The 15,217-nt window shown below is 58.0% G+C and carries 13 protein-coding genes; 8 read left to right on the top strand and 5 right to left on the bottom strand.

Going from position 1 to position 15,217, the window contains the following annotated elements; genetic code table 11:
* The first annotated feature begins 217 nt into the window (after positions 1-217).
* Positions 218-1,924 (top strand): autotransporter assembly complex protein TamA, encoded by a 1,707-nt coding sequence (locus ACSSVV_RS02825; RefSeq protein WP_454105514.1) that lies wholly within the window; start codon positions 218-220, stop codon positions 1,922-1,924.
* The gene (locus ACSSVV_RS02820; RefSeq protein WP_454105513.1) at positions 1,921-5,688 is read left to right on the top strand and encodes a translocation/assembly module TamB domain-containing protein; all 3,768 of its coding nucleotides are present in this window, start codon (positions 1,921-1,923) and stop codon (positions 5,686-5,688) included. The genes ACSSVV_RS02825 and ACSSVV_RS02820 overlap by 4 nt, the downstream gene beginning before the upstream one ends.
* 9 nt (positions 5,689-5,697) lie before the next feature.
* Here ACSSVV_RS02820 and ACSSVV_RS02815 read toward each other — a convergent pair whose 3' ends face one another.
* Genes ACSSVV_RS02815 through ACSSVV_RS02805 form a run of 3 tightly spaced genes read right to left on the bottom strand, consistent with a single transcriptional unit; the run spans position 5,698 to position 8,124 of the window.
* Positions 5,698-6,381, bottom strand: coding sequence for an SIMPL domain-containing protein (locus ACSSVV_RS02815; RefSeq protein ID WP_454105512.1), 684 nt, complete (start codon positions 6,379-6,381; stop codon positions 5,698-5,700).
* 11 nt (positions 6,382-6,392) lie between these two features.
* Positions 6,393-7,130 carry a gamma-glutamyl-gamma-aminobutyrate hydrolase family protein gene (locus tag ACSSVV_RS02810; protein WP_454105511.1) on the bottom strand — a complete coding sequence of 246 codons (738 nt, stop codon included), beginning with the start codon at positions 7,128-7,130 and terminating at the stop codon, positions 6,393-6,395.
* The gene (locus tag ACSSVV_RS02805; RefSeq protein WP_454105510.1) at positions 7,123-8,124 is read right to left on the bottom strand and encodes an amidoligase family protein; all 1,002 of its coding nucleotides are present in this window, start codon (positions 8,122-8,124) and stop codon (positions 7,123-7,125) included. The genes ACSSVV_RS02810 and ACSSVV_RS02805 overlap by 8 nt, the downstream gene beginning before the upstream one ends.
* A 165-nt stretch (positions 8,125-8,289) precedes the next feature.
* Here ACSSVV_RS02805 and lexA point away from each other — a divergent pair, with 165 nt between their 5' ends.
* Positions 8,290-8,901 (top strand): transcriptional repressor LexA, encoded by a 612-nt coding sequence (gene lexA / locus ACSSVV_RS02800; RefSeq protein ID WP_454105540.1) that lies wholly within the window; start codon positions 8,290-8,292, stop codon positions 8,899-8,901.
* Between the two features lie 39 nt (positions 8,902-8,940).
* On the top strand, positions 8,941-9,435 hold the full coding sequence (locus ACSSVV_RS02795; RefSeq protein ID WP_454105509.1) for a cell division inhibitor SulA: 495 nt from the start codon (positions 8,941-8,943) through the stop codon (positions 9,433-9,435).
* A 6-nt stretch (positions 9,436-9,441) separates the two neighbouring features.
* On the opposite strand, the gene ACSSVV_RS02790 is transcribed toward ACSSVV_RS02795, so the two are convergent.
* Both ACSSVV_RS02790 and ACSSVV_RS02785 read right to left on the bottom strand, forming a co-directional pair.
* Entirely contained in the window at positions 9,442-9,702 is a 261-nt protein-coding gene (locus ACSSVV_RS02790; protein ID WP_454105508.1) for a hypothetical protein, read from the bottom strand.
* A 58-nt stretch (positions 9,703-9,760) separates the two neighbouring features.
* Positions 9,761-10,243 (bottom strand): DUF6586 family protein, encoded by a 483-nt coding sequence (locus ACSSVV_RS02785; protein WP_454105507.1) that lies wholly within the window; start codon positions 10,241-10,243, stop codon positions 9,761-9,763.
* 218 nt (positions 10,244-10,461) lie between these two features.
* On the opposite strand from ACSSVV_RS02785, the gene ACSSVV_RS02780 reads away from it, so the two are divergent.
* From ACSSVV_RS02780 to ACSSVV_RS02765, 4 genes are all read left to right on the top strand, one after another.
* Positions 10,462-11,820: a DUF1329 domain-containing protein gene (locus ACSSVV_RS02780; RefSeq protein ID WP_454105506.1), complete on the top strand. Its 1,359-nt coding sequence runs from the start codon at positions 10,462-10,464 to the stop codon at positions 11,818-11,820.
* An 81-nt stretch (positions 11,821-11,901) separates the two neighbouring features.
* Entirely contained in the window at positions 11,902-12,231 is a 330-nt protein-coding gene (locus ACSSVV_RS02775) for an SOS cell division inhibitor (protein ID WP_454105505.1), read from the top strand.
* Positions 12,232-12,301: 70 nt separating this feature from the next.
* Positions 12,302-13,750 (top strand): sigma-54 dependent transcriptional regulator, encoded by a 1,449-nt coding sequence (locus ACSSVV_RS02770; protein WP_226611068.1) that lies wholly within the window; start codon positions 12,302-12,304, stop codon positions 13,748-13,750.
* Between the two features lie 213 nt (positions 13,751-13,963).
* A complete protein-coding gene (locus ACSSVV_RS02765) occupies positions 13,964-15,199 on the top strand; it encodes a sensor histidine kinase (RefSeq protein WP_454105504.1) in 1,236 nt (411 codons plus the stop codon).
* The last annotated feature ends 18 nt before the right edge of the window (positions 15,200-15,217 follow it).

Here is a 15,217-nt window from a genome sequence, read left to right as displayed (position 1 = left end):
TCTGACAGGTTAGCCTATTTCTGGAACAGGTACGAGGCTGACGGTAGCAACAGCAATGGCGTTATGCTGCTAATCTTAATACGGCGGGCATGGATAGCGCCCCGGTCTTGCGGGTAAACTCTCGCCCCTGTGACAGGGAACACTCACTTTATCTGGTCAGGGCAGCCATCCTTTGATGCGGTTATTCGGGACTCACATTCAAGCAGCGATCAGGCCGGTGATATGGTTGCTGTTATTGCAGGCGAGCTCGGGATTTGCCAACCAGGTCCGGGTAGAGGTTGAGGGGGATTACGACCAATTGCAGGAGAACGCGGAAATCCTGCTGGGTGAGGTACAGGACAGAACCGCCGATGGATTGCGGCTTTACGCCTCCAGCGCCGTCGCCCAGGTGGAAGAAGCGGTCCGGGCCCTCGGATACTACAATCCGACCATACGCTGGCAAGTGAATGAACAGGATGAAGCGCCAGCGGAGCTGGTGCTGACCATCGTTCCCGGCGAGCCCGTGCGCGTGCGATCCCGGCAGGTCGATATCCAGGGGCCCGGGGCCGACGATCCGGACCTGGTGCAAGACCTTCCGGAGCGCCCCCGGGAGGGTGACATTCTGAATCATGGTGAATACGACGGATTACGGCAGGCGATACAGAACCGGGCAGGGCGCCTGGGCTATTTTGATGGTGAGTATGAGACCCGAAAGCTGGAAGTTGATCCGGACGCCAACAGCGCAGATATTCTGCTCACCTATCGCACCGGTGAACGTTATCAGCTGGGCGAAGTCAGGTTTCTGGAAGGCCATGGTTTTGAGGAGCAGTTGCTGAGGCAATTTGTGACCACAGAGCCGGGCGAGCCGTTTCATGCCGACAAGGTGGCGCGGCTTAACCGGGATCTGTCCAACAGTGGGTATTTTTCTGGCGTCGACATTGATGCCTCTCCTTCCCAGGCCGAGGATCGTGTTATTCCAGTGACGATCGGTCTGACCCCAAGGCCTCCCAGATCGGTCTCTGCGGGCGTCGGGTTCTCGACCGATGTGGGGCCGCGTTTCCGCGGCAACTGGCGTGAGCACTATATTAACTCCATGGGGCACAAGAGAGGGGCAGATACCGAGCTCTCTGAGCTGCGTCAGAGTGTCAGTGGCTGGTACGAATTGCCTCTTGACCCGCCCATGACCGATTCCATCCGTCTGGGCACCGGGTATCAGCGGGAACATGTGGAAGACGTTGAGTCCGAACGCCTGACCTTCGGTCAGCAATGGAACCATCAACTGGACAACGGTTGGATGCAGGTGTTGTCGATGCGCTGGGAAGGCGAGCGCTTTCGCATTGGTGACGGTGAGCGAGGGACCTCCAGCCTGCTTCTGCCGGGTGTGAGCTATTCAAAGCTGCAGGCGGATTCGCCACTGGATCCGTCCCGGGGCTTCCGTTTACAGCTGGATGTCACCGGGGCCCACCGGGCGGTGCTTTCAGATGCGGATATTCTGCATGTCAATCTGCTTGCCAAGGGTTTGTACACCCTGGCTGACAACCATCGTTTTCTTGCCCGGTTCAGCTTTGGCGGTGTTGCCACCAACAATTTTTCCGATGTGCCGCCCTCTCTCCGGTTCTTTGCCGGCGGTGACCAGAGCGTACGAGGGTATGGTTATGAGACGCTTTCACCGGAGGACAGCGATGGTGTGGCCGTTGGCGGTCGATATCTCATTGTGGGGAGTGCTGAGTACCAGTATGAGTTTGCCAGGAACTGGCGTGTGGCCGCCTTTGTGGATGAGGGTAATGCCGTGAACGATGTCTTTGATCCGCTGGCGACCGGTGTTGGGGTGGGGATTCGTTGGGTCAGCCCCGTGGGGCCGCTTCGCCTGGATGTTGCCAGGGGTTTGAATGAGGAGCTTGGCGGTGGCTGGCGGATTCACTTTTCCATGGGGCCGGAACTGTGAACGAGGCGCAATCCAGAAATACACAGGCCCCGGATGCCGAACCGGAAACCCGAAAATCCCGGCATTGGTGGTTCTGGCCGCTGGTGATTGTGCTGATACTGCTGCTGGTGCCCCTGTTGCTGGTGGTTGCAGTTCTGCTGGCCCTGCGCAGTGAGACGGGAACCGCCTGGGTCATTGAACAGGTACCAGGCCTGCGGACGGAAGCTGCCGAGGGCTCGATGCTGGGGCAGTGGCAGGCCGATGGCCTGGTCTGGCAGGGCTATGGTGTTGGCGTGAAGGTGAGCGAACCGGAAATTGACTGGTCACCGTCGTGCCTTTTTGAGCTGACAGTGTGTCTGGACACGCTCAAGGCGGCCAGTATAGCGGTTACTGTGCAGGAATCCCCCGACCAGGCTGATCAGCCACGAGGTGATATCCAGTTGCCTTCCGTCAATCTGCCCCTGGGTGTGAATATCGGTGAAGTCCGGCTCGGGGCACTAACGGTAAATGACAACCTGGTCTGGAATCGGGTCGAGCTGGATTCCCGGGCGTCGGGTGCCACCCTGAACATTGACCACCTTCTGTATGAACGCGGTGATATTCTGGTGACCGCCAATGGCCGAGCCGAGATGCGTCGTGACTGGCCATTGAATCTTTCAGTCAACGTTACCTTGCCACCACCGAGCGGAGACGACTGGCAGATTGCCCTGGATCTGTCCGGCAGCGCCCGGGATCTTCGTGTGGCAGGCGCCAGCAGCGGCTACCTCGATGCCCGCCTTGAGGGGGAGATGGATCCGCTTGATGCCGATTTGCCGGCTACCCTGAAGCTTCAGTCGCCGGAATTTCGGCCGCACAGCGCCGTGCCTGAAACCCTGACGCTGGACCAATGGCGGCTGGAACTCGATGGTAGCCTGGCTCGGGGCTTCGATACCCGAACCCGGGCGATGCTCCCGGCGTCCACCGGGCCAGTGGAGGCGTCAGTTCAGGGTCTGGTGACCCTCCAAGGTGCTTCCGGCGTCGAGGTTACGATGATCGCGCGGGATCGGGAGGGCAATTCCGATGGCCGCTTCGGTGCGAACGGCAAGGTATCCTGGCGTGACGGTATTGATGCCAGCGCAGACATAACCCTGGAGGAGTTTCCCTGGTACGGCCTGATTCCGGGCCTGGAGCCGCCACCGGTTGTGCTGAAACGTCTGGATGGCCAGGTTCAGTATGGTAATGATCGTTATCAGGCAGCGCTGGATGCTTCAGTGGCGGGGCCCCTGGGTGAAGCCGAACTGACATCCCGGCTGATAGGGGATCTGCAATCGGTGAGCCTTAGCCAGCTGGACATGACCACCGGTGCCGGCGCGCTTTCCGGACAGGCAGAACTGGTGTTTTCCGGGCCGCTGAGCTGGGAGGCGCAGTTTGAGCTCGATCGATTCAATCCGGGCTTTTGGGTGCCGCAACTGGAAGCACGTTTGAATGGAACGGTGGCTACCCGAGGCCAGTTGCGGGAGGGGGCGTTGCCCGAATTATTCGCAGATCTGGATCTCAGCGGCCAATGGCGGCAGCAGCCGGCACAGGCAAAAGGAACCTTGTCCACTCAGGGGCGAGACTGGGTTGTGCAAAACTTCAACCTGTCAGTCGGGGATAACCGGATTGAGGGCAGTGGACGGTATGGCGAATCTCTGGCGGGCGACCTGCGCTTTGATCTTGCCGCACCGCAACAACTGTTGGCTGGTCTGGGTGGGGAGGCTGCCGGACGGCTTCGGCTGGCTGGCTCGCCGGAAGCTCCGGAAGCTGAGCTCTCACTGACGGCGGGCAATCTGGCCTGGCAGGATCAATTCCTGGTTAGCGAGGCGCAGCTTGAGGCGGGACTTGATAGTGACGGGGTGCTGGACCTTGATCTGTCGGGCACTGAGCTGCGTCTCGCTGGCCAGGAACTCGACAAGGTTGTAGCGTCCCTCAGCGGCACCCGGGAGCGCCACACCCTGGCTTTGCAAGTCGATCATCCTGAAGCTTCGGTTGAGCTGGAATTCGCAGGCGGGCTGGGAGAGAAACTACCGGATTGGCTCGGACAGCTGACCCGGGGCCGGATTTCCGTACCAGAGCCAGGGCAGATCTGGCAGCTGGATACGAGAGCGGATCTCACCTACGTGGCCGGGGCTCTTGAACTTGGTAGTCACTGCTGGCGCTGGCAGCAAAGCTCGGTCTGTGCGGCTGACCAGAGACTGTGGCCAGACTCCCGCATTGCTTATGAAGTGCGAGGTTTCCCGGCCAGTGCTTTGGCACCGTTGTTTCCAGAGACTTTTCGGTGGCAATCGACTATAGACGCCGACATTGCCGTAACTCTCACGGATGCGGGTCCCGATGGCACTATCCGGATTGATGCCGGCGCTGGCGAGTTCGGGGTTCTGGTGCTGGACGACTGGCAGCCCATCACTCATGACCAGCTAGTGGTTGAGGCTAATCTTAAACCGGATGAGGCCAATGTCAGCCTCGATTTCAGCGGCCCGGAACTTGGCCAGTTTGACCTGGATCTTGCTGTGGATCCCCTGGCCAGTGACCGCACGGTTGATGGTGAATTCCGGCTCCAGGCCCTTAATCTTGCCTTCCTCTCGGCATTTACCGGTATTGAAGACATTCAGGGGCGGGTTAATGGCAGTGGTCGTTTGAACGGTCCCTTGATGAAGCCTGACGTCACCGGCGAGCTGGTGCTTAGTGAGGGGCGAGTGTTTGATCCTGGCCTTCCCCTGCCACTGGAGGAATTGCTGGTAGTGCTTGAGTTCCGGGGGCAGTCGGCCGATATCAGCGGGCGCTGGAAAAGCAATGATCGAAGTAAGGGCGAGGTCTCCGGGAGCTTGGAGTGGGCACAGTCGCCGCAGGTCGCGATCAACCTGAAAGGCGAACGGCTACCGGTGACGCTGGAACCTTACGCCCGGTTGGAGGTGGCGCCGGATCTGGATATTGCCTTCAAATCTGGAGAGCTGTCGGTCTCCGGCCGCGTTGAGGTGCCCAGAGGCGAAATCGAAGTCCAGAGCGTCCCCCCATCGGCGGTGTCGGTTTCCGAGGATGAAGTCATCGTGGGTGTCGAACGGGAAGAACCTGCCATTCGGTCCATGTTGATGGATGTGACGGTGGTGGTCGGTGAGGATGAGGTGTCGTTTGCCGCGTTTGGTGTCACCGGCAACCTCGAAGGCACGTTGCGCATTGGCAACAATATGGATACGCGGGGTGCGCTGCAGTTAGTGAATGGTCGCTATGAAGCCTTTGGCCAGGAACTGGACCTGCGCCGGGCACGGATTCTCTTTGTAGGTGCGCTGACCCGACCGTATTTGGACATTGAGGCAGTCTGTGAAGTTGATACGGTGGTCGCCGGGATCCGGTTGTCCGGCCCAGTAGATGAGCCGGAAACGGAAGTGTTCTCGGAACCGTCGATGCCGCAGAGTGATGCCTTGTCGTACGTTATTCTTGGTCGTCCGCCCCGGGGCCAGGGGGATGAGGGGCAGATGAGCCGGGCTGCGTTGTCACTGGGTCTTACCCAGGCCAGCAAGATCACACAAGGTATTGGAAACGAGCTGGGTATCCGTAACCTGACATTGGAGGCGGAGGGTTCAGGGGAGCAGGCCTCCGTGGTGGCGAGCGGCTATATCACAGACGAACTAAGCCTGCGTTATGGTGTTGGCATATTTGAGCCTATCACCACAGTGGCCCTGCGTTACGACCTGGGCCGCTACTTCTATCTGGAGGCCGCCAGTGGCTTGGCGGCTTCGCTGGATATTTTCTATACAAGGAACTTCTGAGCGGCAGGTTCAGTCCAGCTCGAAAGTGGCACTGACGGTGGCCTGGATTTCCCTGGGGCCCACGCTTGAAACCGCATCACCGGCCATTTTCGATTCCGCTCGCATCATCGGTACCGGACGATGGCCGCCGTTCACATTCAGACTGACCACCTCGCCACAACGTTGCTCGAGTTGCTTGGCGACGAACTCGCAGCGGCTTCTGGCATCGGCTATGGCCCGTGCCAGAGCCTCCCGTTCAAGCCCTTGTTCATCTGAATGGAAAAACTGGTGGCCGCCAAGGTGGTATTGCAGTCCCAGCTTGTTTGCCTCGCCGATCAACGGATTCAACAGATCCAGATCGGCGATCGAGAAGCTGACGGTCTGGCTTGCCACCGAAACCTGCTTCGGATCCTGGCCTTGCTCACGCGTAGGCATCATGCGTGTATAAACACTGAGGTCGGCATCAGAATAGTCGTCCAGCTCGTTACGATAGTCCGCAATGGCCTGGCGCCATTTGGCCATGGTTTGAGACACCTGTTCAGAGGCCTTTGCCGCGTCCGGGTGCTCGGCGGTGACGGTGAACTGCAATCTGGCGCTGTCCGGCTCATAGCGAACAATGCCTTCGCCATTCAGGCTCACTTCTCCGGCACTGGCTGCGGCCGGCATCACCGCGAGGGCGGCGGCGAGCGCAAGTGGAAGTCGGTGTTTGATCATGGTCATTCTCCTTATGAGAGGGTCTCCGGGCTTTCCCGGTTGTCCAGTCGTTCCAGTTTCCGGGCACGGGCGGCATGCACAAAATGGCTGAAGATGCGCCGGTGCCCGGTGTGGTAAAGCAGGTATTCGGGGTGCCATTGCACGCCCATCAACCATTGCCGGCCGGTATTCTCGATGGCCTGCACAAACAGGTCGTTATCTACGGCCGTTACTCTGAGATTTTGCCCGAGACGCTTTATGGCCTGACTGTGAATGCGGTTGGCGCCAATCACATGGCTATACATCAGGCCACCCAACCGGCTATCCCGTACCAGACGAACCGTTTGAAGGGGCAACAGCAAAGGCCGATGTCGGGTATGGACTCGGAGCGGAGTGACATTCTGGCACAGCGATCCGCCGTGAAAGACGTTGATAAACTGTGCGCCGCGGCAGATACCGAGCACCGGAATATTGATCACTTCGGCTTGCTGCAGAAGCTCGGTGTCGGTGGCATCCCGTTTCAGATCGTACCGGGCCGTTACCTGGGGTTGTTGGCCATAGCGACCGGGGTGGACATGGGTGCCGCCAGACAGCACCAGCCCGTCCAGCAGTTCGACATTGGTTCGGTCGCCCGGGCGTATGTAATGGGTTCTGGCGCCGTGCAGGCGCAGGCCCAGGCTGATCAGCCGGTGGGCCATGCTTCGCCGGGCCGGGCCACTAATACCGATGGTCAGGCCGGGAATGTCGGTTTCGTTTTCCCGGTCAGACATAACTGTGCTGATGCAGCCAGTCATCGGTGGTCTCACGCCAGGAGTGGGTGAGATTGTGGAAACTGAACTTCCGGGCCTTGTGGAATTCCCGCCGAAGTTCCTCAAGATCCCGCTTGTTGTTGGCAAGTTGCTCCAGCACGACCCAATCGTTCCAGACCGTGGAGAAGTGCCAGTTCGGGTTGTCGATATCGCAGTCGGGCAGCCGGTAGTGCAGGGTGGGACGACTCTTTATTCTGGGATCCCGCACGTATTCGGTTAGCAATGATTTGTTCAGATGGGCGAACAGCGGCAGAAGATCCAGTGCCTTGTTCCGGGTCGGGTTATAGTGCAGGTAGTCCCTCATCAGCGCCTCCAGATCGGGACGGTAATCATCCGCCATCAGCTTATCCGTGTAACGGCTGCTCCAGGGCTCGATGTAGGTGGTGAACTTTCGGCTGATATCCAGTTGGTGCCGGGATTTGAGCCAGTCATACAGCAGCGCGAAGGCTTGCAGGTAGCGAATCAGGGTGTCTGGCTCAAGGTCGGGCAGTTCCGGATTCAGCTGTAGCCCGAACGCAAAGTAAATGGCCTCGCGGCTACCCTCTGCACCCAGATCTCGAAGTTCGTCTACCAGGTTCTCTATCATGTCCAGTGCTGACATTGCCAGTGGCGGCCCTACAATTTCCAGCGGCACGATCTTTTCCGCTGCAAAATCAATGACATCCATGGCGTGGTTGCCGAGTTCCCGAATGGATTCCGGGAGCCTTTCATCGGCGAGGTCCAGATCTTTGATGGGATCAGAGTCCAGTTCGATGGTGAAAGCCCCGGCATCGGTGTCCAGTCGGGTGACATAACGGGACGTCAGCTCAGGCTCACCCCCAAGCAGGCGGGCAGTGTGTGCGACCAGGGCCTCGTAGGTCAGGCCGGACAGTTCAATCTCAACCCCGACTTTTCGTTCCTGGCCTTCCCGATTTGTCTTGCGTTCCGGCATCTTGCAGCGATCGTGTGCGGTCATGGTTGCTACTGGCTTCCCTGTGTCTGTTTTCCGTCACCATAACATACAGGCTGGCGCTCTCCCGTTACAGGACGGAAACGAAGCGGAGGGGCTTTACACTGGATAAAACACTGTATATAGTCATTTCACTGTATAAAAAAACAGGATCGAAATTCCGGAGCCCGACTGATGAAACTGACTGCAAGACAATCCCAGGTGCTGGACATCATACGACGTTACGTGGATGAGACCGGCTACCCGCCCACCAGGGCCGAAATTGCCGCAGAGCTGGGATTCCGTTCCGCCAATGCGGCAGAGGAACATCTGAGGGCGCTGGCAAGGAAAGGCGCCATTGAGATGGTGCCGGGAGCGAGCCGGGGCATCCGCTTACCGGAGGTGGAAGAAGATCTGGGGCTTCCGGTCATCGGGCAGGTTGCTGCCGGTAGTCCGATCCTGGCGCAGGAGCATATTGAAGATCACTGCACGCTGCAGCCGGGTTTCTTCTCTCCTTCAGCAGATTATCTGTTGCGAGTGCGGGGGATGAGCATGAAAGACATCGGGATTCTGGATGGTGATCTGCTGGCGGTGCACAGCACCCAGGATGTCCACAATGGTCAGATTGTTGTCGCTCGTGTTGGTGAGGAAGTCACGGTCAAACGCTTCCGCAGGGAAGGCAACAAAGTCTGGTTGATTGCAGAGAATGAAGAGTTTGCTCCGATTGAGGTCGATCTCACGGAGCAGGAATTGTTTATTGAAGGTCTCGGGGTGGGCGTTATCCGCCGCTCAGATCTTCACTGAGTACCGTATTCAGCAGCGCATGGCGCAGGTAGGTGAGTAATGGAACAGTTGAGCTTCACTCAGAACATGGCATTTCAGCCGGCAGCTGTTGTTCCGGCTGGCGCGGTTTCCTCTGGCGCGCGGGCGCCGGCGGCCAGGGCGGCAACGTCCGGTTCGGAGCGGCGTTCAGCTTCTGGCTTCGGTGGCAATGTTACCGAGATCATCCTTCCGGAGGAGCAGGTAGAAAATTTCCAGCTCCTGCTGCCAATGCTCACACAATTGAACCAGGAGAAACGCTGGCTGGCGTGGATTGATCCGCCCCAGTCCCTGGTGGCCAAGTGGCAGAAAATGCACGGCATTGTTGCCAGTGAAATTCTGGTGTTGAGGTCAACGGCCGAGTTCCCGGCGCAGGAACTCGCTGAGCGGGCGCTGGGCGCGGGTACCTGCCATGCCGTTGTACTCTGGACTCACAAACTGAGTCGTGCGGCGCTTGAAACGTTGCAACAGGCATCAGCCAAGGGCAACAGTCACGGTGTGGTGTTGCGCCAGAGATAAAAGTGCTCAGTGCAGGGTGTAGTGGGGCTGATTGTCGGCGAAGTCGCTGTCGTCCTCTTCCCAGTCGATGTCGTGGCTGATGTTGCCAGCGGCTTCTATGCCCGCGGCAATCATGGCCTTGGCGACGTTCATGTCCCGGTCGTCCAGCATCTCCCGGGCTTCGTCGGAGAACGAAATGCGCACCAGTGGAGCAGCGTCATCATCAATACGGCGAAGCGCATAGTCGCCGTCGGCGAGTTGTACAATTTCAAAAAACGAAGGTGACATTCATTCAACCTATATCTGCTGTCAGCGTATGTTAATGGGTTGGGTTCCGCCAGGCGGATTACCACTCGCTGTGTTGCTCGTCTATTTCTCTGGCTAAACCAGTCATGGCAGCCAGTATCTTGTTCAGGGCCTGAACGGACCGATCCGGCCCCAAGTCTGCCGAGACCGCAATAATGTTTTCTTCCGTTACGGTTTTCCGCGTTTTGGGCGGCTCCGCAGCCGCAGCCTCCAGTTGGTTCAGGTGCTGCCACCAGCTGCCCGTCGTCTCAGATAGTTCCCTCAGCTTTTCGGCTTCCGCAATCGGATAGGGAAACAGGGCCTCCAGCTCGTCAATGGAGGCAGGCCTGTCGACTTTGTTCTGGTGGCATCGGGCAATCATTACCAGCAGGAGCTCGCGAGCCCGCAGCAGCAACTCAATGGCGCCTTGCAGCTGAGCTTCCTGTTCGGGCACAGTCGCCGCGGCATCGTGCTCAACCCGGGCCAGTAACGTTTTGGCCAGAAACAGCTTTTGTGAAACCAGGGAATGCCATTGCGATGCCATGAGGAAACCTGCGAACAGAAAGCCAGAGAAAAAAGGCCAGTAAAGCTTAAGGAGTCTACCATTTTTGCCTGTTTATTTCTCGCTCTGTCCGTTTTGCAGCAATGCCGTTTCACAAGAAACTACAAACAACCACTTGAAACGGTCGTTTGAAACTGGCAAAAAGAGCGCCAAATTGGGTGAGTATTAACCGCTCAAGTGACCCACGCTGGAGGTTGAGGATGCGAAACCGATTAATTGCTGCCATCGCAGTTGCTGTTATGGGGGCGTCCAGTCCGCTGCTGGCAAAAGTAACACAAGCTGAAGCCGCGCGTCTTAACAATGAGTTGACGCCGGTTGGTGCCGAGCGCGCGGGCAACGCGGCGGGCACCATTCCAGCCTGGGATGGCGGGCTTGCCACGCCACCGGCGAATTGGCGCGAGGGGTCTGTAGAAATCAATCCGTTCCCTGGCGATGACGCCCTGTATGTGGTGACGGGGGATAACTTGGATCTTTACCGGGATAAGTTGTCGGACGGCCACATCCGGATGCTGGAGCAATATGGTCCGGCATTTTTCATGCCGGTGTATGAAACCCGTCGGACAGCGGCGTTTCCCGAACATGTATACGAGAAGTTTCGCCAGAATGCTCTGACCGCCGAGCTGCTGGATAATGGAAACGGGGTAAGAGACACCATCATGACCAGTCCGTTCCCCATTCCACAGAATGGTCTGGAAGCGATCTGGAACCACATTCTCCGGTATCGTGGTGAGGAAGTGTCCTTCCGTAGTGCTTCAGCCACCCCTCAGGAAGACGGTTCCTTCAACCCGGTGGTCAATCATTATGATTATTTCCTCGCGTACAGTCAGGTAGGTGCGGATCTTGCCGATATCGACAACAAGATCTTCTACCTGAAAACCGAGACGATCGCCCCAACCACGCTGGCGGGCACCATCACCCTGGTGCACGAGACTCTGGATCAGGTTCGTTCACCTCGCCTTGCATGGCGTTATGACGCCGGCTCCCGACGCCTGCGCCGTTCTCCGAACCTGGCCTACGAGACAGACCTGCCGAATTCGTCCTCTCTGCGTTCGGTAGACCAGAAAGATATGTATAACGGCGCTCCTAACCAGTATGACTGGGAACTCAAAGGTAAACGGGAGTTGCTGGTTCCCTACAACGGATACAAGCTTCACGATTCCAGTGTTCGCCCTGAGGACGTCATCCGCCCGAACCACATCAACCAGACACTCGCCCGCTATGAGCTGCACCGGGTCTGGGTGGTAGAGGCCAAGCGCCGTACCGGTATCGGTCACATTTACGAGCGCCGTGTGTTCTACATTGACGAGGACAGCTGGCAGATTCTGGTCTCCGAGGAATACAACGAGAAAGGCGAGCTCTGGCGCGTTTCGGAGGCTCACAATATCAGCTACTACAGCGAGCCGGTCTTCTGGACCACCATGGAAATGACGTATGATCTGAAGGCTAACCGTTATTACATTGATGGTCTGGACAACGGTTACCCCGCCTATAATTTTGCGCCGGGGTATCGTGGTAACGAGTTTACCGCCTCTGCGGCCCGTCGCGCTGCTCGGCGTTAATCGTCCGGTTGCGGGGCGCCATCGCTGTTCGATGGTGCCCTTCCGTTGGCCAGCCTGTCCTGCAAACCCTGGAGATTGCTGATGGCCAACCCTGAAACCCTCCTTTCCGATCTGGATCAGCTCCAACACGAATTGAAGCAGGCCCTGGACAACCAGGACTGGGAACAGTTGAGCCAGCTCAATACCCGGGTTCGGCCAACGGTGGAGCCGTTGATGGCTGAGCTCGAACAGGGCCGAATCGACGCCACATTGGTACGTGAGCGACTGGAAGCGCTGAATCGTTTTGTGGCCGAGGCCGATGCCGCCGCTGTGAAGGCCCGCGACGAGGCGAAAGCCTCACTGAAGGGGGTCAGCCAGAACCGTAACGCCGCCAAAACCTATCAGAGCGTCTCCTCGAATCGTCAAAGATAGCGTCATAAAATTGACTCGGGCCGACATACGGTCTTAAATACCGCACAAATCCATGAAGAGATTCCTGTGAATGTCCAAAAATAACAAAGTGCTGGTGCTGAGTGAGGATGAAGCCAGACGGCGAGATCTGGTCACCATTCTGGAGTTTGTCGGTGAAGAGCAGGTGATTTCCGGCGACGAGGCTTTGGCGCTTTTGGCGAGTGACGATGATCAGGCCTGGGATAGTGTTTCGGTAGCGGTCGTCAACGGCACCGAATCCGGCGCCTGTTCCACCATAGATCAGGTGTGCCGGGCCATGACCGGTGTACCAGTGTTGCTGGTTGGCGACCCTGAGCTCAAGGGTATGTCAGAGGACGATGCGGCACGAGTGATTGCGCGGATGGAATGGCCGCTGAACTACACCAAGTTCGTGGATTCCCTGTACCGCGCACAGATCTATCGGGACCAGTTCAGCCGCAACCAGCAGCGCGGCCAGCAGCGTGGTGTGCAGCTGTTCCGCAGCCTTGTGGGAACCAGTCGTAAAGTCCAGCAAGTGCGCCAGTTGATGGAGCAGGTGGCCGACAAGGATGTGAGCGTGCTGATTACCGGAGAGTCCGGTACTGGGAAGGAAGTGGTTGCTCGCAATCTGCATTACCATTCTTCCCGCCGCGATAAGCCCTTCGTGCCGGTGAACTGTGGTGCTATTCCGGCAGAGCTGCTGGAAAGCGAGCTCTTTGGCCATGAGAAAGGCGCGTTTACCGGTGCCATTACGGCGAGGGTAGGGCGCTTTGAGATGGCGGAAGGCGGCACCTTGTTCCTGGATGAAATTGGTGATATGCCCCTGAACATGCAGGTGAAGATACTGCGGGTACTGCAGGAACGCACCTTTGAAAAAGTGGGCAGTAACCGCACCCAGACCGCTGACGTACGGGTGATTGCGGCGACCCACAAGCATCTTGAGGACATGATTGAATCCGGTGATTTCCGGGAGGATCTGTACTACCGGCTGAACGTGTTCCCCATCGAAATGCCGGCACTCCGGGAGCGAGTCGAAGACATTCCACTGCTGATCAACGAGCTGATTTCCCGGATGGAAAAAGAGAAGCGTGGTTCATTGCGGATGAACTCGGCGGCCATCATGAGCCTGTGTCGTCATGATTGGCCGGGCAATGTCCGTGAGCTGGCGAACCTGGTGGAGCGTCTTGCCATCATGCATCCCTATGGCGTGATCGGAGTGCAGGAATTGCCGAAGAAGTTCCGCTATGTGGATGATTACGATGAGAATCGCCCGGTAGAGGATTCCGGTATGCCCTCATCCATACCAGGGCTGGTGGGACTGGATGCGCCGGCGTTGCTGCCGGTGAATGGCATCGATCTGAAGGACTATCTCTCCAATCTTGAAAAGCAGTTAATTCAGCAGGCTCTTGATGAAGCCAGCGGTGTGGTTGCCCGCGCTGCCGAGAAGCTGCGGATACGGCGCACCACCCTGGTGGAGAAAGTGCGAAAGTATGGTCTGAGGGACGACTCAGAAGAAGCCTGATGGCACCGGGGTGACCGGTAAAAGGTGGCGTCAAAGGTTTGTAACCTGCGACGCCATTGTTGTTTCTGGCCGACGGTAATTCGTCACCCCGGGTATCGTTGGTTTCGTTACTATCTGAAAATAAACAATAAATATTAATTGGCACGCTGTTAGCTTTAACCCTTCCGAACAAAAGTATTGATGGCCCCGCCGGGCCTGTCAGGGGGAAAGGTTATGAGCCACGCACATGTCGTTATGGAGTCCCGCCACCAGCCGGATGCCAACGCTGCGGCTGATGTCAACGACAAGGTGACAGCACTGTTTCCACAGCAGGACGATGAGGCTGTAGATTCTGCGCTGGAACTGTTCAATCGCATGTCTCGCCAGATTACCGATTCCTATCGCACACTCGAGTCTCGGGTGAATCAGCTGTCCGGTGAGCTGTCTTATGAATCGCGACAGCGCCAGCAGGAGCTGGAGCAGAAAGAGCAGCTGGCAGATCGTCTGTCTACCTTGCTCAATGCCCTGCCTGCGGGTGTGGTGGTGCTGGACAAACATGGCACTGTCAGTCAGAGCAACCCGGCCGCCATTGCCTTGCTGGGCGAGCCGCTTGAGGGCGAGCGCTGGATTGACGTTATCCGCCGCTGTTTCGCGCCCCGTAACGATGATGGCCATGAGGTGTCCCTGAAGGATGGTCGCCGGGTCAGCATTGAGATCCGTACCATGGAGAATCAGCCGGGTCAGTTGATCCTGCTGACCGATCTGACTGAAACGCGCCAGCTCCAGTCGCAACTGGCTCATGCCCAGCGCCTCTCTGCTATGGGCAAGATGGTTGCGTCCCTGGCCCACCAGATTCGCACACCGCTGTCTGCTGCCATTCTCTATGGTGGCCATCTGAGCCAGCCGGATCTCGATGAGGAGCTACGTCAACGTTGCGCTTCCCGGCTGATGTCCCGCCTGACCCATCTGGAACAGCAGGTTCGTGACATGTTGATCTTCGCCCGCGGTGAAACCCGACTGGCGGAAGAGCTGGATTCGTCGCGTCTGGTGGAAGCGCTGGAGTCTGCTGTGGATGGGCTCAAGCTTGCGCCAGGTGTGCAGGTGGCCCTGGACAACCAGGTGCAGACGCCTTGCCGGCTGATGTGCAATCGCGATGCCCTGGTCGGCGCCTGTACCAATCTTGTGAATAACAGTCTGGAGGCGGGGGCCGCCGACGTTTCAATCGTTGTTTCGGCCACCTCCGACCGCCTGGAGATCCGGGTTTCCGATAATGGGCCCGGGTTCGAGCCTGGCGAGGCAGGTCGGATTATGGAAGCCTTCTACACCACCAAGTCCCATGGCACCGGCCTCGGGCTGGCCGTGGTGCAGGCTGTGGTCAAGGCCCATCAGGGCGAGTTTTCGATTTCATCCCCCGGACAGCAAGGTGCCGACGCGATAGTTCGGCTGCCGATTCTGACAGCCCGGTTTTAAAGAACAGGTTGGAGGTAC

It is taken from the genome of Marinobacter sp. MBR-105, assembly GCF_053628895.1.
Note: the sequence above shows the minus strand (reverse complement) of the source record. Positions and strands in the feature narration are given on the sequence as shown.

Bases quoted from the DNA above. Each gene is read 5' to 3' on its own strand.
- ACSSVV_RS02805 (WP_454105510.1), bottom strand. From the start codon at position 8,124: ATGACCGCACACGATCGCTGCAAGATGCCGGAACGCAAGACAAATCGG.
- ACSSVV_RS02785 (WP_454105507.1), bottom strand. From the start codon at position 10,243: ATGGCATCGCAATGGCATTCCCTGGTTTCACAAAAGCTGTTTCTGGCC.
- ACSSVV_RS02795 (WP_454105509.1), top strand. From the start codon at position 8,941: ATGGAACAGTTGAGCTTCACTCAGAACATGGCATTTCAGCCGGCAGCT.
- ACSSVV_RS02810 (WP_454105511.1), bottom strand. From the start codon at position 7,130: ATGTCTGACCGGGAAAACGAAACCGACATTCCCGGCCTGACCATCGGT.
- ACSSVV_RS02780 (WP_454105506.1), top strand. From the start codon at position 10,462: ATGCGAAACCGATTAATTGCTGCCATCGCAGTTGCTGTTATGGGGGCG.
- ACSSVV_RS02790 (WP_454105508.1), bottom strand. From the start codon at position 9,702: ATGTCACCTTCGTTTTTTGAAATTGTACAACTCGCCGACGGCGACTAT.
- ACSSVV_RS02775 (WP_454105505.1), top strand. From the start codon at position 11,902: ATGGCCAACCCTGAAACCCTCCTTTCCGATCTGGATCAGCTCCAACAC.
- ACSSVV_RS02765 (WP_454105504.1), top strand. From the start codon at position 13,964: ATGAGCCACGCACATGTCGTTATGGAGTCCCGCCACCAGCCGGATGCC.
- ACSSVV_RS02815 (WP_454105512.1), bottom strand. From the start codon at position 6,381: ATGATCAAACACCGACTTCCACTTGCGCTCGCCGCCGCCCTCGCGGTG.
- ACSSVV_RS02770 (WP_226611068.1), top strand. From the start codon at position 12,302: ATGTCCAAAAATAACAAAGTGCTGGTGCTGAGTGAGGATGAAGCCAGA.